The 20,790-nt window shown below is 63.1% G+C and carries 18 protein-coding genes and 1 tRNA gene; 8 read left to right on the forward strand and 11 right to left on the reverse strand.

The window, feature by feature from the left end; genetic code table 11:
* Window positions 1–7 precede the first annotated feature (7 nt).
* On the reverse strand, window positions 8–457 hold the full coding sequence (locus AADA15_RS10185; protein ID WP_341641456.1) for a YHS domain-containing (seleno)protein: 450 nt from the start codon (window positions 455–457) through the stop codon (window positions 8–10).
* A gap of 512 nt (window positions 458–969) precedes the next feature.
* On the reverse strand, window positions 970–1,761 hold the full coding sequence (gene rlmB / locus AADA15_RS10190; protein ID WP_341641457.1) for a 23S rRNA (guanosine(2251)-2'-O)-methyltransferase RlmB: 792 nt from the start codon (window positions 1,759–1,761) through the stop codon (window positions 970–972).
* A gap of 120 nt (window positions 1,762–1,881) precedes the next feature.
* On the opposite strand from rlmB, the gene AADA15_RS10195 reads away from it, so the two are divergent.
* Window positions 1,882–1,965: transfer RNA gene (locus AADA15_RS10195), tRNA-Tyr, on the forward strand.
* A 162-nt stretch (window positions 1,966–2,127) separates the two neighbouring features.
* Here AADA15_RS10195 and AADA15_RS10200 read toward each other — a convergent pair.
* From AADA15_RS10200 to bioB, 8 genes are all read right to left on the reverse strand, one after another.
* Window positions 2,128–2,649, reverse strand: a complete 522-nt coding sequence (locus tag AADA15_RS10200; RefSeq protein ID WP_341641458.1) for a DUF2478 domain-containing protein — start codon at window positions 2,647–2,649, stop codon at window positions 2,128–2,130.
* A 126-nt stretch (window positions 2,650–2,775) separates the two neighbouring features.
* Window positions 2,776–4,812, reverse strand: coding sequence for an ABC transporter permease (locus AADA15_RS10205; protein ID WP_341641459.1), 2,037 nt, complete (start codon window positions 4,810–4,812; stop codon window positions 2,776–2,778).
* A complete protein-coding gene (locus tag AADA15_RS10210; protein WP_341641460.1) occupies window positions 4,809–5,864 on the reverse strand; it encodes a quaternary amine ABC transporter ATP-binding protein in 1,056 nt (351 codons plus the stop codon). The genes AADA15_RS10205 and AADA15_RS10210 overlap by 4 nt, the downstream gene beginning before the upstream one ends.
* Before the next feature lie 11 nt (window positions 5,865–5,875).
* Entirely contained in the window at window positions 5,876–6,835 is a 960-nt protein-coding gene (locus AADA15_RS10215; protein WP_341641461.1) for an ABC transporter substrate-binding protein, read from the reverse strand.
* Between the two features lie 357 nt (window positions 6,836–7,192).
* The gene (bioA, locus tag AADA15_RS10220; RefSeq protein WP_341641462.1) at window positions 7,193–8,491 is read right to left on the reverse strand and encodes an adenosylmethionine--8-amino-7-oxononanoate transaminase; all 1,299 of its coding nucleotides are present in this window, start codon (window positions 8,489–8,491) and stop codon (window positions 7,193–7,195) included.
* Window positions 8,492–9,121, reverse strand: a complete 630-nt coding sequence (gene bioD, locus AADA15_RS10225) for a dethiobiotin synthase (RefSeq protein ID WP_341641463.1) — start codon at window positions 9,119–9,121, stop codon at window positions 8,492–8,494. It abuts the gene before it with no gap.
* Entirely contained in the window at window positions 9,118–10,281 is a 1,164-nt protein-coding gene (locus tag AADA15_RS10230; protein ID WP_341641464.1) for an 8-amino-7-oxononanoate synthase, read from the reverse strand. The genes bioD and AADA15_RS10230 overlap by 4 nt, the downstream gene beginning before the upstream one ends.
* Complete coding sequence (bioB, locus tag AADA15_RS10235; protein WP_341641465.1) at window positions 10,278–11,270, reverse strand: biotin synthase BioB; 993 nt, start codon at window positions 11,268–11,270, stop codon at window positions 10,278–10,280. Before bioB ends, AADA15_RS10230 begins: the two co-directional genes overlap by 4 nt.
* 460 nt (window positions 11,271–11,730) lie before the next feature.
* Between bioB and thiC the strand changes: the two genes are divergently transcribed.
* The 7 genes from thiC to thiD are packed head-to-tail and all read left to right on the forward strand — an operon-like array spanning window position 11,731 to window position 17,778.
* Window positions 11,731–13,551 (forward strand): phosphomethylpyrimidine synthase ThiC, encoded by a 1,821-nt coding sequence (gene thiC, locus AADA15_RS10240; protein WP_341641466.1) that lies wholly within the window; start codon window positions 11,731–11,733, stop codon window positions 13,549–13,551.
* Window positions 13,548–14,516 carry an FAD-dependent oxidoreductase gene (locus tag AADA15_RS10245; protein WP_341641467.1) on the forward strand — a complete coding sequence of 323 codons (969 nt, stop codon included), beginning with the start codon at window positions 13,548–13,550 and terminating at the stop codon, window positions 14,514–14,516. The genes thiC and AADA15_RS10245 overlap by 4 nt, the downstream gene beginning before the upstream one ends.
* Entirely contained in the window at window positions 14,485–14,682 is a 198-nt protein-coding gene (gene thiS / locus AADA15_RS10250; protein WP_341641468.1) for a sulfur carrier protein ThiS, read from the forward strand. The genes AADA15_RS10245 and thiS overlap by 32 nt, the downstream gene beginning before the upstream one ends.
* 3 nt (window positions 14,683–14,685) lie before the next feature.
* Complete coding sequence (locus AADA15_RS10255; RefSeq protein ID WP_341641469.1) at window positions 14,686–15,453, forward strand: thiazole synthase; 768 nt, start codon at window positions 14,686–14,688, stop codon at window positions 15,451–15,453.
* A gap of 17 nt (window positions 15,454–15,470) precedes the next feature.
* A complete protein-coding gene (locus AADA15_RS10260) occupies window positions 15,471–16,064 on the forward strand; it encodes a thiamine phosphate synthase (protein ID WP_341641674.1) in 594 nt (197 codons plus the stop codon).
* Window positions 16,061–17,035 (forward strand): ThiF family adenylyltransferase, encoded by a 975-nt coding sequence (locus tag AADA15_RS10265; RefSeq protein WP_341641470.1) that lies wholly within the window; start codon window positions 16,061–16,063, stop codon window positions 17,033–17,035. Before AADA15_RS10260 ends, AADA15_RS10265 begins: the two co-directional genes overlap by 4 nt.
* Complete coding sequence (thiD, locus tag AADA15_RS10270) at window positions 17,032–17,778, forward strand: bifunctional hydroxymethylpyrimidine kinase/phosphomethylpyrimidine kinase (protein WP_341641471.1); 747 nt, start codon at window positions 17,032–17,034, stop codon at window positions 17,776–17,778. The genes AADA15_RS10265 and thiD overlap by 4 nt, the downstream gene beginning before the upstream one ends.
* Before the next feature lie 23 nt (window positions 17,779–17,801).
* Here the strand turns inward: thiD and AADA15_RS10275 are convergent, their stop codons facing one another.
* A complete protein-coding gene (locus AADA15_RS10275) occupies window positions 17,802–20,348 on the reverse strand; it encodes an ATP-binding protein (protein ID WP_341641472.1) in 2,547 nt (848 codons plus the stop codon).
* Between the last annotated feature and the right edge of the window lie 442 nt (window positions 20,349–20,790).

The raw sequence follows: 20,790 nt of genomic DNA on the forward strand, positions 1-20,790 counted from the left end.
TTCGCATCTATTGCCGCAAGGCCTGCGGCCAGTGCGCCCGCGCTTCGGCAATCAGGGCCTCAGCCTCGTCCTGCCAGCGCGCCCGCACTTGGGGGCTGTTCAGGAGGAACAGCTCTCCTTCGACGATCACCCACAGTTCTGGATCGGCGGTCGTCAGACGGCCCTGCGCCATGGCAAAGGCGCAATAACCGCCGAACATCGGCGCATAGGCCCAGGGGTTCATTTCAAACCGCATCTGGTTGCCTGCAGAGGAAAAGCGCCAGACTGCCCCTTTCCACATCAGGGCATGCTCGGCGCTGCCCTGCACGGCATGTCCCGTCTCGAAAAAGGCCACCGGATCATAGCCGCCTATCGCCACACCATCTTGCGCGGAAAACAACGCCATATCCGCCATCCCCCGCTGCGGGGCTGCAAACAGGCAAAGCGACAGGACGAGAATCATCAGGCGCAGGATCAACGGGCGCACTCCACATCTGGATCGGGAACGCTCCGATTGTGCCCCAGACACATTGCCCTGCAAAGATGTGATACGCAGATGTGATCGGTTCATGGCGCAACTTACTGTCGCAGCCGTTTCCCGCACCCGCGATCAGTCGAAGATATCCTCGATCACATCAAGGGCTTCTGACATGACCTTTTGAAACAGGCTTTTGCGTTTCTTCGGCTTCCTGGCTTTCACGGGCTTGGCCTTTTCCATCTTGCCGTAAGCCTTGGCCGGTATGGGCTGATGAGAGACCTTGTGGCGCGGCGTCGACGCTGGGGCACAAGCAGGTGCCTTGGCCCCCTTGCCGGGCACCAGGGGCCTTGACTTCTGTGCCGACAGGGGCGCGCCGCAGGTACTACAGACCAATGCCGACATGCCGCCGGATTTGCCGCCCGGTACAAAAGCCGACTGCACCCCGCAATAGCAACAACTGATGATTTTTCCGCCCGAAAAGCTCGAATGTGCGATGACTGCCTCCTGAAGGGTTACGACCGTTCTCTTGAGGCATATAGGGCGATTGCCGCCGCATTTGAGACGTTGAGCGAGCCAAACCCACCCGCGAAGTCGATTTTCACCAGATGATCCACGGTTTCCTTGGTCTTTTGACGCAGACCAGGCCCTTCGGCGCCCAGCACCAGCGCCACCGGGCGATCCTTGCGCCCCTCCAGCGCCTGCTCGATGGTCTCTTCGGCTTCTCCGTCGAGGCCCAGCACCACAAAGCCCATGTTCTGCAGCTCGACGATGGTGTCCGAAAGGTTGCGCATGCGCAGGTACGGCTGACGTTCCAGCGCACCGCTGGCGGTCTTGGCCAGGGCACCTGTCTCGGGCGCTGAATGGTGCCGCGTGCCGATCACGGCGCTGGCGCCCAGCACCTCGGCCGAGCGCAGGATGGCGCCGACGTTATGCGGATCGGTCACCCGGTCCAGCAGGATCACCCGTGGAACCTCGGCGCCAATGCAGTTTTCCGCAAGGCTGCCCCAGTTCAGCGGTTTCACCTCCAGCGCGGCGCCCTGATGCACAGAGCCGGGATCGATCGGCGCCTTGAAGCCGCGCGGGTCCACCACCTCGGGCTCGATCCCGGCCTCGGCAATCGCCTCTTCCAGCTTGTTCCTGGCATTCAGCGTCACGATCAGGCGCAGTTTCTCACGCTTTGGGTTCATCAGCGCATCACGCACCGCATGCAGACCGAACAGCCAGACGGTCTCGCTCGCGCCGGCCTTCTTGGCCTGTTCCTTTTCAATGACCCACTGGGGTTTCTTGGTGGGTTTCTTGGACATGGATCTCTCCTGCAAAAGGAATTTCAGGCCAGTGCAGAAAACTTGGAATTTTCCTGTTGACGCCCGTTGGTGGCGCTAGTAATCACGCCTCCACGTCAGGTGCAACACTCACCTGACAGTGGGCGACAGGCCGCAAGGTGTGGCAGGGGACTGTAACTCCCTCGCGGAGACGCACGCCTGGTTCGATTCCAGGGTCGCCCACCATCTTCCCCCTCTTTGTTAAGCCGGACGACAAGATATGGGACGATGGTGACCGCTGCCATATGGCAGCAAGTGATTTCTCAAACCCTGCCATATGAGCATAGAAAAACCCGACGAACGGCCGGGTCATCTTGTTGATAATGTTTAAGGATCAGGCTGGAGCGCCTAGTCTGCCGGGGCTTCGATCGCCTGCATCACCCAGGCCTCAAGCGCGTCAAGATCGGCCTCTCCCGCCTCTGCCATACCGCCCGAGAAATCCTTGAAGGCCTCTACATTCATGCGGTTCACGCCCGACACCACCGGGATGCCCATGGCAAGCGCCTCGCCAATCACGGGGCGCATGCCGCGCCCGTCGGCCTCGTGTTTGCCGAACTTGTTGACCAGCAGAACCTGCGGTGCCGGTGTTTCGGCCAGCGACTTGGTGACCAGGCCCACGGCCTGCTCCAAGGCACCGGGGTTAAGGCGGCAGCCGCGCGCCTCGGGACCAAGGGACTGGGAGATTCGGATCACCGTATCGCCCGGCAGAACCCGCACATCCATGTCGCAAAGCTTGTCATCGTAGCATTCGGTGTTCGTCTGCACGATTCCCGCCAGCCGCACCCCCCGTGCCTGCAAACGCTCTGCCAGAGCGGTCAGCAGCCGGTCGGTGGCGCCGCGTTCGGTTGTCATGACATAGGCCAGGCTCATCGCACCCTCATTTCACTGTGGTTCTTTCCAGCGAACGGGACACTAGCGCGGTTTTGGGAAGTCGGCCAGAGGCGCTTTTGCCGCGCCGCCCAGATGGCAGCGCGGCGTCCATTTGAAAGGGCCGAGTTACAGACCCAGCGCGCGGCGGCGTTCCTCAGCAAAGCCCTGCACGATGCGGTCCGCGATCAGCGCCAGGATCGCCATGGCCGCCCCGGCAGAGATGCCAAGCCCCACATCCGCCTGCCCCAGCGCCAGATAGATCGACTGGCCAAGGCCGGTCGTGCCGATCAGCGCCGCGATCACCAACATGGCAAAGGCGTAAAGGATGGTCTGGTTCAGCCCCAAGAGGATGGTCGGCGCCGCATAGGGCGCGCGCACATCGCGCATCATCTGCCAGCGGGTTGCCCCCGAAGCTGTCGCCGCCTCGATCATCTCGGCCGGGGTTTCGGTCAGCCCGTGGCGCGTGTAGCGGATCATCGGCACGATGGCATAGGCGATGATCGCCAGGAAGGCCGAGAACTCACCGATCTGGAACACCATCAGCACCGGGATCAGGAAGACAAACAGCGGGATCGTCTGCAGCATGTCACAGATGGGGTGCACCACCCGCCACGCCATGGGCGACACCGCCGAAGCCAGCCCGATTGCGCCCCCAAGGACCGCGCAGGCAAAGACGGCCGCGCCCGACAGGTATAGCGACAACAGCGCCCGCTCCCACAGGCCCGACAGCAGGATCGTTGAAAGCAAAACCACCGACAGCGCCGAAAGACGCACACCGCCCGCCACATAGGACAGGGCTCCAACGCCAACCAGAACGAAGGGCCATGGGAGCTGGGAAATCCCCGTCTCCAGCATGCCTACCGCGATGAGGATCACCACACCCAGCGTCAGCTTGCCGCGATAGGCGCAGTAGAGCCCGGCCGCCGCGCCAGCTGCAAAAAGCCCCATGCTCATGCCCGAGGTCCAGACAAAGCCCCAGGTGAAGGGCAGCACCGCCTGATCAAGACCGATGCGCAGCGGCAGCAGCACATAGAACATCACGCCGTTCTTGATGGCCGTCAAAAGTTCGGCATTGGCGCTGGTAAAGGCGGAAAGCCCCGCATCCACCCGGTCCGCCGTGCTGTTGAACAGCGCATAGGCGCCCGGATCCTGGATCTGCCCGTAGAAGACGATACTTGCGAGCGCGCCAAGGGCCAGGATCACCAGTGAGACGCGCCCGTCGTAAAGCCGACGTTTCTCGTCGGCGAGCGTGCCGCTCATCCGGTCGATCAGGATCGCGAAGATCACGATCACCAGACCGGCCAAAAGGCTGGCCCCGAACTGTGCCTTGCGCATGGTCAGCAGCACTTCCCAGCCGATGTCGTCAAAGCCCCCGATCACGGCAGCGATGATCACCATCGACAGGGCCGCCATCAGGCATTGGTTCACACCCACCATGATCTGGGTTGCCGCGGCGGGAATTTCGACCTGAAACAGCTGCTGCATCCGGGTGCCGCCCGCCATAATTGCGGCTTCCTTGATCTCCGGCTCGATCCGCTGCAGGCCCAGCAGAACGTTGCGCGCCATAGGCGGCGCCGCATAGATCGCCGAGGCTATGAGGCCCACAACCGGGCCAAAGCCAAAGAGCACCAGAAGCGGCGTAAGATAGGCGAAGGTTGGCACGGTCTGCATGACATCCAGCAGCGCCTGCACCGGCGCACGGACACGCGGGTATTCATTGGCCAGAATCCCTATGGCTCCGCCAATCAGCAGTGCGAGCGGCACCGATATCGACACCAGCGCCAGCGTGTTCATGCTTTGCGGCCAATAGCCCGAGGCCAGAACCGCCCCAAGACCCACGGCCGCCATCATCGCCATGGTAAGGCCCCCAAGACGCCAGCCCAGCGCCACCGTGGCCGCGATCAGGAATGGCCAGGGCGTCGCCCCCAGGATCCAGTTCGCCGCCTCCATCGGATAGGCCATAAGGGCCGAGAACAGCCGCGCCGCCGGTTTGATCAGGGCAAGGAAAGCCTCCATCGCGCTGCCGACCCACTCGGTCGCGGGCAGCACCCATCCTTTCGGAAAGGCGATCAGCCAGGGCGCGACGCCTTCGAGCGCCAGACACAGGGCGCCCACGGCCAGCGCGATCAGCGCCGCCATGCTGCCTTTGCTGAGCGTCATCATGCCGCCGGATCCACCTGCAGGGCGGCGGCCAGATCCGCCGGGTTCACCACGCCCAGAAGCGCACCGTTTTCATCGCGCACAGGGACGGGTTCATAAAGCTCCATGCAGCGCGCCAGCGCCGCATCCAGCGTCATGTCGCGGCGCAGGCCCGGATCATCCGGCCCGTAGGACAGATCGCCCCCCGCCTGCATGACAGAGGCCACGCGCGCATGCTGGCCCTTGGCCACGTCCTTGGAGAATTCGCGCACATAGTCATCGACCGGATTCAGCACGATGTCCGAGGGCGTTCCGATCTGCACGATCTTGCCGTCGCGCATGATGGCGATCCGGTCGGCCAGTTTCAGCGCCTCGTTGATGTCATGGGTGATGAAGACGATGGTGGTCTTCAGCTTGGCCTGAATGTCGAGGAATTCATCCTGCAGCTGGCGGCGGATCAAAGGATCCAGCGCGGAAAACGGCTCATCGAGGAACCAGACCGAGCAATCCGCAACCAGCGAACGGGCAATGCCGACACGCTGACGCTGACCACCGGAGAGTTCACGCGGGAAGTTTTTTTCGCGCCCGCCGAGGCCGACCAGATCGATCACCTTTTGCGCCTTGGCAAGCCGCTCCTTCTTGCCCATGCCCTGCACCCGCAGCGGATAGGCGACGTTTTCAGCCACGTTCATGTGCGGGAACAGGCCGAAATGCTGGAACACCATGCCCAGCGTGTTGCGGCGCATCTCGATCAGCCGCTTCGGACTGGCGGTGCGGATATCCTCGCCCTCGATCAGGATCTCGCCGCCAGTTCCGGGGAGCAATTGGGAAATGCAACGGATCAGGGTGGATTTCCCCGAACCACTGAGGCCCATGATCACGAACAGCTCGCCCTCCTGCACCTCGAATGTGGCGTCCTGCACGGCGGGGGTCAGCCCCTGCGCGCGCAGGAGCGCTGCCGCCTCATCCGCCGATTTGGTTTCAGAGAGCGCCCGTTTCAGGGCGCTCTCTGCGTTGGCACCAAACACCTGCCAGACATTCCGGCAGGTGATGGCAGGTGTTGCCTCCTTGCTCACGGTGTCACCGCTCACTGCAGCGCGGCGTCCACAACCGGGCGCCAGCTGTCCTCGTTCGCAGCCATCCATTCCGCGACAACCTCTTCGACCTTGCCGCCATCGACGTCCACCGCACCCATCATCGGCTGCTGGTCTTCCACCGCCAGAGTGTAGTTGTAGAGGATCTCGAACGCAGCAGGCCAGGTCTCGGCAAGGCCCGACCAGCCAGCCTTGAAGATACGCGAGGGCGCAAAGTCACAGTCGTTGACGGCATTGGGGTTCGGCCCCCAGGCCGGATCGCTGAAGCAGGCCTCTTCGCCCGCAGGCAGGTCGACGAATTTCACATCATAGGCCGACATTGCCCAATGGGGCTGCCAGAAGGTGACAAGCAGCGGCGTCTTGCGCTCGGTCGCGGCGCGCAACTCAACGATCAGAGCCGCTTCGGATCCTGCAGGCACCGCCTTGAACGGCAGATCAAGCCCCGTCATGCGGTCGGCGCCAGGGGTGCCCCAGTCAGCCGGATAATCAACGAGGCGGCCCGCAGGCAAGGTTTCAGCAGTCGCAAACAGCGGCGCGCAGCCCTTCAGCGCCTCCCATGCGGGCAGGCCCGGACACAGGTCGGCCACATGCGCGGGATAGGCGATGCCTTCCTTGGCGTCGAGCTCAAGATCGCCCAGTTCGACCACGGTGCCTTCGGCAACCTTCTTGGCGTATTCATCGGACACGTTGGAGGACCAGATCTCCAGCGTCGCGTGGATGTCACCATCCGCAATCGCCTGGAACTGGTTCATCATGCCGGCAGAGACGTACTCAACCTTGTAACCGGCCGCCTTCAGCATCTCACCCGCGATATGGGTCGTGATATGCTGACCGGTCCATTCGTTCATCGCCAGTTTGATCGGCTTGTCTACCGCGCCAAGATCCGCGGCCCCTGCCGCGCCTGACATGAATGCCGCCGCGCCCAGCGTCAGTGCAAAAGAAGGTGTCTTCATTGATGTCATCCCTGTTCTTTTTGGCGCAGGCCAGATCGGCTGTTTTGCGCTCTTCGTCGTCTGTGGTCGTTCAAGCGTTCGGGCCGGCGGGCAGCACCGCGCCGCACCGGGACCCAAGCCCGTCGCACCCCGTCTTGATGTCCGAGTGTGACCGGCCCATGACCTACGTTTTGACGTTATTGCGACCATTTGTCGAGCATTCGCGCCCTCCGCCGCAGATTTTCTTGATTATCCATTCAATTTTTTGGTTCGAAATTCAAAAACGGGATTCAGGACGGGCCTGTACAGCGCGCCCATCCGGCGGGAAAAGAGAATCAGCCAGCAGGATCCGTGATGGGCCTCCGAGGGCCCGGCTGCCTACAATACGGCAGCCAGGCGCAGCATGGCCCCCGTGATCCGGCTCAGTTGCTGCGGCGTCGTCACGAAGGGCGGCATGGTGTAGATATTGTGCCCGAAGGGGCGCAGGAAAACACCGGATTCGGGTGCCAGGGCGTGCGCCTGGTCCGCCGAGACACGGTGATCCATCTCGATGACCCCAATGGCGCCCAGCACCCGCACATCCCGCACGCCGGGCAGATCACGGGCGGGGGCCAGCTCTTCTGTCATCTGCGCCTCGATCTGTGCGATGCGGGAGCGCCAGTCCTGCCCGGTCAGCAAATCGATCGCCGCGCAGGCGGCGGCGCAGGCCAGCGGGTTCGCCATATACGTAGGGCCATGCATGAAGATGCCCGGATTGCCGCCGCCGATCCCTTCGGCCACACGATCATTCGTCAACGTGGCAGCAAAGGAGATATGCCCGCCCGTCAGCCCCTTGCCGAGACACAGGATATCCGGCTCGATCCCGGTGAAACCGGTCGCAAACATCTGTCCCGTGCGGCCAAAGCCAGTGGCAATCTCGTCAAAGATCAGCAGGATACCGAACTCATCACAAAGCGCACGCGCCTGGTTGAGGTATTCGGGGTGATAAAAATACATGCCGCCCGTGCCCTGCACCACGGGTTCCAGGATGAAGGCCGCGATCCGGTTCTGTCCCGCCTCAAGCACCCGGCGCAGCTCAGCCAGACCGTTCCGCTCGGGATCGTCGATCCAGTCTTTGTCGAGTCGCACGGGCGGGCGGGCGACGAAGTGCTGCACGCTGAGCGCGCCCTGAAACAGGTGGTGCATGCCGGTGTCGGGGTCGCAGACGCTCATCGCCTTCCAGGTGTCACCGTGATAGCCCGAACGCACGGTGACGAACTCGCTGCGCCCCGGATGCCCCATGGCGTGCTGGTATTGCACTGCCATTTTCATCGCCACCTCGACCGAGACCGAACCGCTGTCGCAGTAAAAGATCCGCTGCAGGCTGTCCGGAGTGATCTCCAGCAACCGCCGCCCCAGATCCACCGCCGGATCATGGGTCAGACCGCCGAACATCACATGCGGCAGCCGGTCCAGCTGCGCCTTCATCGCCTGCGTGATCGCCGGGTGCCGATGCCCGTGCATCATGCACCACCAGGAGGACATCGCATCGATCAGCCGGGTGCCATCTTCCAGCGTGATATGCACGCCGTCGGCCTCTTTCACCAGAAAGGTTGGGCCGGGCTTCGCGACATTCGTGTACGGGTGCCAGAGGTGTTTCTGGTCAAAGGCGAGTGGACTGAGGGCGATTTTCGACATTCAAAACAAGGCCTTGCGTATAGTTTCAAGGTCGATATGGGCCGCGCAGGCAGAGCGCAGACTGTCCGGTGTCAGGGACGCGATCACGGGCAGGCGCCCAAGGTGGGCCACCTCGCCGAACTGGCAGATTGTTTCCTCAACCTCGGGTTCAGGATCGCCGTTGAAGATCACGCCGACAATGGGGCAGTTTCGCGCCCGCAGCGCCTCCAGCGACAACAGCGTGTGGTTGATCGTACCAAGCCGGGTCGACGCACAAAGCACCACGGGCGCCTGCCAGCGCGCAAAGAGATCGACATAAAGCGCCCCGCGGTTCAGCGGCACCATCAGGCCCCCGGCCCCCTCGACCACTAGCGGCCCAAAGACCTGCGGCAGCGCAAGGCGATCCAATTCGATCAGGACACCTTCAGCTTCGGCTGACAGATGCGGCGAGGCGGGCAATTGCAGCCGGTAGGCCTCGGGCAGGACATGGCAGCGTACCATCCGCGCAACAAAGGCGCTGTCGGTTTCCTCTTCGAGGCCCGATTGCACCGGCTTCCAATAGGCCGCGCTCAGCGCCTGCGACAGCGCGGCCGCGACAACGGTCTTGCCAACCCCGGTATCGGTGCCGGTGACCACAAGAACCCCGCTCATGCCCGCACATCCTGCAACTGGGCGAGGTCCTCGAACATCTGCGTGATCACCTTTTTCGACACGTTGAGCGTCACCGAAAGGCGCAGGCGCGAGGTGTCTGCAGGCACGGTGGGCGGACGGATACCGCGAATGTCATACCCCCGCGCCTGCAGGGTGGCGGCCATCTGCATCGTCTGCCCATCCTCGCCAATGATGACCGGCAGGATCTGGCACTGAAACCCGTCCAGACCACACAGGCGCGCGGCCTCGGCATGGGCATGGCTGATCCCCTCCCAGGCGCACTCCAGCCGCTCGCCTCCCTGCGCCAGCAGTCCAAGTGCCGCGCGCACAAGGGCCGCATTCAGCGGCGACGGGGCGGTTGCAAAGATGAAATTGCGCCCCTTGTTGATCAGCATCTCGACCAGCACATGGGGCGCGCAGATCAAGGCGCCCGAGGCGCCCAGCGCCTTGCCACAGGTATGCAAGCTGATGACGTTGGAGCGATGCGCAAACTCATGCGCCAGCCCGCGCCCGTTTGGGCCGAACAGGCCGGTGGCATGGGCCTCATCCACCACCAGAACGCCGCCAGAGGCATCCGCCAGCACCATCAGGTCGGCCAGCGGCGCAAGGTCGCCATCCATGGAATAGACCGCCTCGACCGCGATCCAGACCTGCCCCGCGCCGCCCTGCGCGCGCCACTCGGCAAGGCGCCGCGCCGCGTCCGCGGCATCGTTATGGGCAAAGCTCTGGATCTCTGCCCGGCCCAGCCGCATGCCGTCGCGGGTGCTGGCGTGGATCAGATCATCGTAAAGCACCAGATCCCCCCGCTGCGGCAGGGTCGAAAAGATCGCCACATTGGCGTTGAAGCCGCCGCCCATGAACAGCGCAGCCTCACTGCCAAAGAAGGCCGCCGCCTCGGCCTCAAGCAGTTGATGCTCGCTGTCGTTGCCGCGCAAAAGGCGCGAACCACCCGCCCCGACCGGAACGCCCCGCTCCAGCGCCGCATGGGCCGCTGCGCGCATTTCGGGGCTGGCCGCAAGGCCCAGATAGTCGTTCGAGGAAAAATCATGACCCGCACGTGGGATCAGGCGGCGATAGCGGTCCTGCTGTGCGAGGCTGTGGAGCAGCGCCTGCTGGCGCGGGTACTCGGAGGCAGGCGTATCACGCAGCGCGACAGTCATTCGCCCGCCCTCTCGATCCGGCCCTCGCAATGGGCGGCCATCGCCTTGAGGCCGAGCCGGTCGAACAGCTGCTGGTCCTTGTCTTCCTCGGGGTTGTCGGCGGTCAAAAGCGTCTCACCCACAAAGATCGAATTGGCACCCGCAAAGAAACACATGGCCTGCAGTTCATCGCTCATGTCGGTGCGGCCTGCAGAGAGGCGGACATGGCTGTTCGGCATCAGGATCCGCGCCAGCGCGATGGTGCGCACGAACTCGATCGGGTCGAGTTTCGGCACATCCGCCAGCGGCGTATCCGGGATCGGGATCAGCATGTTGACCGGCACCGAATCCGGGTGTTCCTCAAGCGTCGCCAGCGCCAGGAGCATGTCGATCCGATCCATCTGCTGCTCGCCCATGCCAACGATGCCGCCCGCACAGACCTTGATCCCAGCCTCGCGCACCCTGTTCAGGGTCTCGATCCGGTCAGCGAACGTGCGGGTGGTGATGATCTCGGAGTAGTAGCGCTCGGAGGTGTCGATATTGTGATTGTAGTAATCCAGCCCCGCATCGCGCAGGCGGAAAACCTGATCCTCTTCCAGCATGCCCAGGGTCATGCAGGTCTCCATGCCAAGATCCTTGACCCCGTGGATCATCGCCTCAAGCGCGGCCATCTCGCGGTCCTTTGGGCTGCGCCAGGCAGCGCCCATGCAATAGCGCGTGGCACCGGCATCCCGCGCCTTTTTCGCCTCGGCAATCACCCGCTCCACCTCGATCAGCTTGGCGGCAGACAGTTTTGCGCCGTTGCGCGCGGACTGGCTGCAATAGGCGCAATCCTCGGGGCAGCCGCCGGTCTTGATGCTGAGAAGCTTGGACTTCTGCACCTGATTGGGATCGAACGCCTGCCGATGCACCGTGTGCGCCCGGAACAGAAGATCCATGAAGGGCAGGTTGTAGATCTCTTCGGCCTCGGACCGTGTCCAGTCCGTTCTGATCGGCGCGGCATCCAGCATCTGCACCCTCCCCTGATTTTTTTATCTATCAATTTCTCACGCGCACACCGCGCCCTGATATTTTTATAGATAATTTTGAAGCCCGAATACAAGCCCTGCTCATAATCAATTTTTTTGACATTTATTCATATACTTAATGAAAACTATCGTCACCTGGACGCACCATGCAGAAACCCACTTGACGGCACGGGGGCGCCTCTTCTAGGTGTGAAAGCACGCAGGGGAGTCCCGCCAAGGGGACTGAGAGGCTGACAGGACGGGAGCAATTCCGGCCGGTGACGCGACCCTTTGAACCTGACCCAGTTGACACTGGCGTAGGAAGCTAGGACGCGCGTCCCTTGGCCAGGTACAGGCCGAGAATGCAACGTCCGAACCGAACGGTGAGTACGACCGTTCCGCGTTTCCCCGCCCATGCCTCATCTGGTGTCTTTTTTGAAGTTTCTGCTTCGAGGAGCACCGCATGACCCATCAAGACCCAAAGATCGCGCCCAGCGTGACGACAGGCCCGCTGCCCGCATCGCAAAAGATCTATGTGCCGGGCGAAATCCACCCGGATATCCGCGTGCCGATGCGCGAGATCTCGACCCACCCCACCGCAGGCGAAGCACCTCTGCCGGTCTATGACAGCTCCGGCCCCTACACCGATCCCGATCACACCGCCGACATCCGCCAGGGCCTGCCTGCCCTGCGCCGCGACTGGATCCTTGCACGTGGGGACGTGGAGGAATACCAGGGCCGCGAGATCAAGCCCGAGGATAACGGATTTGTCGAAGGGAACCGGCTGACACCCGAATTCCCGGTGCGCCCTGCCCCGCTGCGGGCCACGGGGGACAAGGCGGTCACCCAGCTTGCCTATGCCCGGGCCGGGATCATCACGCCAGAGATGGAATACATCGCCATCCGCGAAAACCAGCTGCGCGAAACCGCACCCTGCCACCGCGATGGCAACGACTGGGGCGCCAATATCCCCGACTACGTGACGCCCGAATTCGTCCGCCAGGAGATCGCCGCAGGCCGTGCCATCATCCCCTCCAACATCAACCACCCCGAACTGGAGCCGATGATCATCGGGCGTAATTTCCTGGTCAAGATCAACGCTAATATGGGCACCTCCGCCGTGACTTCGTCGATGGAAGAGGAAGTGGACAAGCTGGTCTGGGCGATCCGCTGGGGCGCCGATACGGTGATGGACCTCTCCACCGGGCGCAACATCCACAACACCCGCGAATGGATCATCCGCAACTCCCCCGTGCCCATCGGCACCGTGCCGATCTACCAAGCGCTGGAAAAGGTGAACGGCATTGCCGAGGACCTGACATGGGAGGTGTTCCGCGACACGCTGATCGAACAGGCCGAACAGGGCGTGGATTACTTCACCATCCATGCGGGTGTGCGGCTGCACATGGTGCCGATGACAGTGAACCGCGTCACCGGAATCGTGTCGCGTGGCGGCTCGATCATGGCGAAATGGTGCCTGCATCACCACAAGGAAAGCTTCCTTTACGAGCACTTCGAGGAGATCTGCGACATCTGCCGCAAGTATGATGTGTCCTTCTCCCTTGGCGACGGCCTCCGCCCCGGATCCATCGCCGATGCCAATGACGAGGCGCAGTTTGCCGAGCTGGAAACCCTGGGCGAGCTGACAAAGATCGCCTGGGCCAAGGACTGTCAGGTGATGATCGAAGGGCCGGGCCATGTGGCCATGCACAAGATCAAGGAGAACATGGACAAGCAGCTGGAGTGCTGCCACGAAGCGCCATTCTATACGCTTGGCCCCCTCACCACGGATATTGCGCCGGGTTATGACCACATTACCAGCGGCATCGGGGCTGCGATGATCGGCTGGTTCGGCTGCGCCATGCTCTGCTACGTGACGCCCAAGGAACATCTTGGCCTGCCGGACCGCGACGACGTCAAGACAGGCGTCATTACCTACAAGATCGCCGCCCATGCGGCCGATCTGGCCAAGGGGCTGCCGGGGGCGCAGCGGCGCGATGATGCGCTATCCCGCGCGCGGTTTGAGTTCCGCTGGGAGGATCAATTCAACCTCTCGCTGGACCCCGACACGGCGCGCGATTTTCACGATGCCACCCTGCCGAAACAGGCGCATAAGGTGGCGCATTTCTGCTCCATGTGCGGGCCGAAATTCTGCTCCATGCGGATCAGCCACGACATCCGCGCCGAGGCCCAGAAGGAAGGGATGGAGGCGATGGCGGCCAAGTTCCGCGAGGGCGGTGACCTCTATGTGCCCGTGAAGGACGCTGAGGACACGGGCGCATGATCACCATCGCAGGCGCCGGGCTGGCCGGGCTGGCCTGCGCCCATGAGCTGGCGCAGCGCGGCGCTGGGGTAACGGTCTATGAACGCGGCGCGCGCATCGGCGAAGATAGCGTCTCGCGCTATGCGGGCGGCATGCTTGCCCCCTGGTGCGAGGCGGAAAGCGCCGAAGCCGAGGTGATCACCCTCGGCAGCCGCGCCCTCGACTGGTGGGCCCAGATCACCCCAGTGGTCCGGCGCGGCACGCTGGTGGTGGCGCCTGCCCGCGACCGGGCCGAGCTCACCCGCTTTGCCAAACGCACCGAAGCCCATGAGGTGGTCGATGAAGCGCAGATCGCCGCGCTGGAGCCGGACCTCGCTGGCCGGTTCCGCAGCGGTCTGCACTTTGCGCAGGAAGGCCATCTGGACCCGCGCAAGGCTTTGATCGATCTTGCACAGCGGGTCGAGGAGATGGGCGTGACCCTTCATCTGGGCACACCCGCCCCGGAGCGGGTGACGCTGGACTGCACCGGCATGCACGCCGCCCTGCCCGGCCTGCGCCCCGTGCGCGGCGAGATGGCGATCCTGCATGCGCCGGGGATCGAGATCAGCCGTACGCTCCGCCTGCTGCACCCCCGCATCCCCATCTATCTGGTACCGCGCGGCGATCACCATTTCATGCTGGGCGCAACCATGGTGGAAAGCAGCGCCACCTGCCCGCCTACCCTGCGCGCCCTCAGCGAGCTGATGAATGCCGCCTACACCCTGCATCCGGGCTTTGCCGAAGCCTCGGTGGTGGAGGTCGGCGCAGGCCTGCGCCCGGCCTTTTCCAACAACCTGCCGGACCTGATCTGGCAGGACGGCACATTGTTCCTCAACGGGCTTTATCGCCACGGATTTCTGCTGGCGCCGGCCATGGCGGAACGCGCCGCGCAGATGCTGATACCGGAGACAAAAAATGCAGATCATCGTGAACGCCGAACCGCGTGAGATCCGCGCCCAGACACTGGATGCGGCCCTGCAGGAGCTGGGCTTTACCAGCCCTGCGATCGCCACCGCGCTGAACGGGCAATTTGTTTCGCGCGCTAAACGTGTTGATGCAACGTTAACAGAGGGCGACCGGCTCGAAGTCCTCGCCCCGATGCAGGGAGGCTGAGCCATGCGGCTTTACGATACCGAGGTCTCCTCGCGCCTCTTGCTGGGCACCGCACAGTACCCCTCTCCGAAGGTTCTGACCGAGGCGATCCGCGCCAGTGGCAGCAACATCATCACCCTATCCCTGCGCCGCGAAACGGCGGGGGGAACCGGCGCCGCCTTCTGGGAGATGCTGCAACAGACCGGCGCGCGCATCCTGCCCAATACCGCCGGCTGTCATACGGTGCGCGATGCGGTGACGACGGCTCATATGGCGCGGGAGGTCTTTGGCACGCCCTGGATCAAGCTCGAAGTGATCGGCCACAACGATACGCTGCAACCGGACGTCTTTGCGCTGGTCGAAGCGGCGCGGATCCTTTGCGACGAGGGGTTTCAGGTCTTTCCCTATACGACCGAGGATCTGGTGGTGGGCGAGCGGCTGATCGAGGCAGGCTGCGAGGTGCTGATGCCATGGGGCGCGCCGATCGGCTCGGGTCAAGGGCTGCTGCGCCGCGACGGGCTGCGGGCGATGCGGGCGCATTTTCCGGATGTGCCGCTGATCGTCGATGCCGGTATCGGGCGCCCTTCGGATGCCGCCGAAGCGATGGAGCTGGGCATGGATGCGGTCCTTTTGAACACCGCGGTCGCCAAGGCCGGCGATCCGGTACTGATGGCGCGCGCCATGGCCCGCGCCACCGAGGCGGGGCGCGCGGGTTTCGAGGCCGAGCCGATGGAGCGGCGCGACATGGGCGTTCCCTCGACCCCTGTTCTGGGCCTTGCGGAGTTGATGTGATGGGCGGAGTTGATGTGATGGAGCGCTTTTACCTGATCGTCGGCCATGTGGGCCGATTGGAGCTGTTGGTGCCCCACGGCGTAAAACTGGTGCAGTTGCGCCTCAAGGACCAGCCCGAGGCCGAGGTGCGCCGCCAGATCGCCCGCGCGCGCGATTTCTGCGCGGTGCATGGCGCGCAGCTGGTGGTCAATGACTACTGGCAAGCGGCGCTGGATCTCAACTGTACCTTCGTGCACCTGGGCCAGGAGGATATGGAGAGCGCCGACTTTGCCGCCCTGCGCCGCGCCGGGGTGCGCTATGGCCTCTCGACCCATGACGAGGCGGAACTTGACCGCGCCCTGTCCCATGATCCGGCTTATGTGGCGCTGGGGCCGGTCTACGAGACCCTGCTGAAAAAGATGAAATGGGCGCCGCAGGGGCTGGAGCGGGTGCGGCGCTGGAAAGCACTTGCAGGCGACACGCCGCTGGTGGCCATCGGCGGGCTCACCCCGGAACGTCTGCCCGGTGTCTTTGCCGCCGGGGCCGACAGCGCCGCCGTGGTGACGGACATCCAGCAGGCCGCAGACCCCGAGGCGCGCACCCGCGAATGGATCGAGGCCTGCGCGCGATGAGCCAGACAGACCGATACGCGCGTCAGACAGCCCTGCCCGAGGTGGGCGCACGCGGTCAGGCCAGGCTGGCCTCGGCCCATGTTCTGGTTGTCGGCGCCGGAGGGTTGGGCTGCCCGTGCCTGAGCTACCTTGCCGGAGCGGGCGTTGGCGAGATTACCCTGATGGATCCCGATCTGGTGGAGGAAACCAACCTGCACCGCCAACCGCTTTACACCATGGCCGACATCGGCCTGCCCAAGATCGAGGCCGCACGCCGCCATCTGGGCAAGGCTTTTCCCGGATTGAGGCTCTACCCGATCCAGAGCGCATTGACCCCTTTGAACGCGCCCGCCGCCGTGGCCCGCGCTGACCTCGTCGTCGATGCCGCCGATACCATCGCCGCCTCTTACACGCTGTCCGACGCCTGCAGGGCTGAGGGCAAGCCGCTGATCTCGGCCTCTGCCCTTGGGCAATCGGGCTATGTCGGCGGCTTTTGCGGTGCAGCACCATCGCTGCGGGCGCTGTTCCCCGACCCGCCGGACAACGGCGCCTCCTGCGCCAGCCTGGGTGTCATGGGGCCCGTGGTCGGTGCAATCGGCGCTCTTCAGGCGCAGATGGCATTGAAGGTCTTGCTGGGGCACACCCCATCGCCTCTGGGACAGCTCGTTTCACTGGACATGGCGCAGCTGAGGCCTGCCGCCTTTCGCTTCGACCAGGCAGCAGAGCCGACAGAATCCCTGCCCTTCGTTGCCAGAGAACAGATCACGGCAGAGGATTTCGTGATCGAGCTGCGCCCTTCGCAAGAGGCTCCGACCCCGGTGCTCCCCGATGCCCGCCGCCTGTCCCTGAGCGACGTCGAAACCACCGAACTGCCCCGCCACGGTCGCATCGTTCTGTGCTGCCAATCTGGTTTTCGGGCCTGGCGCGCGGCGCGGCGTCTCCAGCAGCGCGGATTTGTCAACCTGGCCCTCCTGGCGGCAGCACCCACATGAGCGCCGACGCAGAGCCGCGCATCCTGGTGATTGCCGGCACCGATTCCAGCGGCGGCGCGGGCCTGACCCGCGACACGGCGACGGCGACACAACTGGGCTGCCGCGTTGCGCCTGTCGTCACCGCCGTCACGGTGCAAACCGGCCGCGCCCTCACATGCGTCAGCCCGGTGCCTGCCAGGATCATCGAGGCGCAGATCTGCGCCGCCCTGCAGGACGCGCCGATTGCCGCCGTCAAGATCGGGATGATCGGCAGTGACGAGGCCGCCCGCGCCATCGCCCGGTGCCTGCCGTCCGATGTGCCGGTGGTCCTGGATCCCGTCCTGAAGACCACTTCTGGCGGCACACTTGGGTCCGGGCAAAGCCTGGCTCCACTGCTTGACCGGGTCACGCTGCTCACACCGAACCTCGACGAAAGCGCCCTTCTGTCAGGACGGCCGGTCAGCGACGCGCCGGGCGCCCTGCGTCGACAAGCCGATGCCCTGCTGGCCAGCGGCGTACACGGTGGACCGAAAGCGGTGCTGATCAAAGGGGGGCACGGCACCGGTGCGCAAAGCCGTGATCACCTGTTCTCGCGCTGCAGCCACGAGGTTTTTACAGCCCCAAGGCTGGCGCGGGAAATGCGCGGAACCGGCTGCACCCTTGCCACAGCTATCGCCTGCAATCTGGCCAAGGGTCTGACCGTCTCAGCGGCCTGCGCCGAAGCCAAACGCACCCTCACGGACTGGCTGCGTCAGGCCCAGTAACGCCCGGCAGCGCCATGCGCCCGCTAACTGGCGCTACTGATCCTGCCTGCGCCCAGACGTTTCGTCTGCAACCCCGCCAGCGCGGCCAGCAGAACCGGCTTTCGGATCGGCTTTTGCAGGAAATGATCCATTCCGGCCGCAAGGCAAGCCCTGCGATGGCTGTCAAAGGCATTGGCCGTCAACGCCACAATGACCGGCTGCTTGCCACCCAGCGCGCGAATCTCCTTTGTCGCCGCAATCCCGTCGAGTTCGGGCATGGACATGTCCATCAACACAAAATCCGGCATGTTCTGGCGACACAATTCAACGGCCTCCCGACCGTTTTCCGCCTCCACGCAGGTCACGGGCAGCCGGGCGAGGTATTTGCGGATCAAGAGCCGGTTGGTGCGATTGTCTTCGGCCAGGACGATACGGCAGCCGCGCAGCACATCGATGTCAAATTCCGCAGCATGAGCCTCGTCTTGTCTCGCCGTCGGATGACGCATCGGCTCCAGCTCGATCTCCAGTCGGAAACAGGCGCCCTCTCCCACTCCGCGATCCTCGCACAGCGTCAGGCTGCCGCCCATTCTTTCGGCCAGTATGCTTGAAATCGTCAGGCCCAGGCCCGTTCCGCCAAATGCTCGGGTCGTCGCGGCATCCGCCTGTGAAAAACGGTCAAAGATATGCTGCGCCTGGCTTTCGGAAATCCCGATTCCGGTGTCTTCCACTTCGACTATGATCCGATAGGGGGCCGTCGGCAGGTTGTATGCCCGCAGCGTCACAGAGCCTTCGGCGGTGAACTTCACGGCGTTCCCCACCAGATTGACAAGTATCTGGCGCAACCGGCCATCATCCCCGCGCACCTGGTCCGGGACGCTCTCGTCGATCTCGACCGCAACCGACAACCCCTTGCTTTCCGCCTTTGGCCTCAGCAGGTTCACGGCCTGGTTGATGCATGTGTGAAGATCAAAATCGGTCGGCGAAATATCCAGCTTTCCGGCCTCGAGCCTTGAGAGATCCAGAATGTCGTTGATGATCTTGAGGAGCGCATTCGAGGAATCACGGATGGTTTCAACATAGAGATGCTCTTCCTCGGGCAGATCGGTCTCGGCCAGAAGGTCAGCCATGCCGAGGATCCCGTTCATGGGTGTGCGGATCTCGTGACTCATATTGGCGAGGAATTCGCTCTTGGCCCGGTCGGCCTGCTCTGCAGTCAGCTTGGCCTCAAGCAATTCGGTGTTGCGCTGGGTAAGAGCGCGATTGGCCCGGATCAGTTCCTCACGCAGATGTACGTCCCAGGAGACGTCCCAGTCCACGCCAATCATCCGCTGACGCCCCTTGGCATCGATGTAACAACTGCCCAAAGCCCTGATGTATTTGTGCTCCCCATTGTCCAGCAGGATGCGGTACTCCGACAAATAGTTTTCGTTCTGCTGGGTTGCCCGCCAGAACGTCTCGACCGCACTTTGCGTATCTTCCGGATGCAGGCGGTTCTTCCAGTCCGCGAAGGTGATCGGTTTGTCGCTTCGCTGCAAACCGTAGAGTTCATGCATCCGCCGGTCCCAGATCAACTCTCCGGTTTCGACATCAAGTTCCCAAATACCGATTTTTGAGGTTTCAACGGCAATTTCGAGACGGCGAGACAGTGTCTCCAGCTCTTGTTCGCGGCGCTTCAGCTTTTCGATCACCTGCCTGCGCGCCGCCGACAAGGCGCTTGCCAGGAACGTTGGGATCAGGATCAGAGCACCCGCCATCAGCAAGACGAGGCGCAGGGCCCATCGATTGTCCGGCGCAGACCCCCAGCCGCCCTTCGGACGCGCCGCGAGAAGCCAGTTTCCCTGCGGCAGGATGATTTCCATCCAGATCGGATCGTCTTCGACCACGCTGGCCTCACCCAAGAACAGCTCCCCCTCGGCGCCGCGCCCGTCCTTGCCTATCAGGGCCAGCTCGATGCCGAGGTCTTCATCCAGCAGACCTGCGCGCTCGTAAAGACCCTGTTCCTGAATGACCGCCGACAGGATGCCCCAGAACCGCCGCCCCTCCGCATCATCGGTGAAAATCGGAAACCGGGCGACAAAGGCACGCCCGCCCTGAACCAGCTCAAGAGGCCCTGCCAGCACCATATGGCCGCTATCCCTGACGTCATGGGCCGCCGCACGCTGCATGTCATTCTGATTGTAATCGAGGCCAATGGCGGCCTGATTTCCTTCGAGCGGATGAATGAGAGAGATCACCAGATCCGGCGCCGCTGCAATATGCGAGATCTCGCCGTGATCTCCGATGATGTTCGCCCCCAGATCCGCAAACCGCTGTTGCGACATATCGGGTTCGGTGGACATCACCCCGACCAGCCCGCGCACCAGCTGAATATCCGCCGTCAGCGCCCCCTCAAGGCGAGACCGGATCAGACCTGCCTCGTTCTGAACACTGGCCCGCAGCTTTTGCTTGTGGATGGTGGCATTCTGTTGCTCGGCAAAAAGGAAAACGCCCGACAAAGCCGCAAGCGCGACAAGAACGGGTGGATAGAAACGGCCGAGCACACTGCGCAAACCTTCGCGCAGGCCGCCAAGACCCTTCACCCCCTCCACCATTTCAAGCCTCTTAAATCGTAAAAACTCACCAGATACGTCGTAACCGACTACATACTAACAACTCGTTCAATAGCCTCTAAAGATGCCGATTGAAACAACAGCCTGCACCCTCAACAGGGTCAACAAGGGTGTGGTGTTTTGCATCGACCGCATGCACCAAGACCCGTCTTTGCAGAGGCATGTTCGGCTGGACATTCTGACGATTACCGCCTCCTCTGCCGCTTCAAAACTTGTCAAATTGACCCGATCACAATTTGGTAAAAAAAACAGTCCAATTTCCAATCTGACGTCGATGCCTTTTCCATTCGTCAAATCAATTTGTTAGCCCGAGCATCATCTCTGGGGCTGAAAAAAACAAAACATATGATTTTGAGAATCTGAAATCAGAGCCCTAAAATGGTCGCACCGCGCACAGAAAACCCGAGGGGGGGCGCGGTCGGAA

Source organism: Phycobacter sedimenti (assembly GCF_038148855.1).
Taxonomy (GTDB): domain Bacteria; phylum Pseudomonadota; class Alphaproteobacteria; order Rhodobacterales; family Rhodobacteraceae; genus Phycobacter; species Phycobacter sedimenti.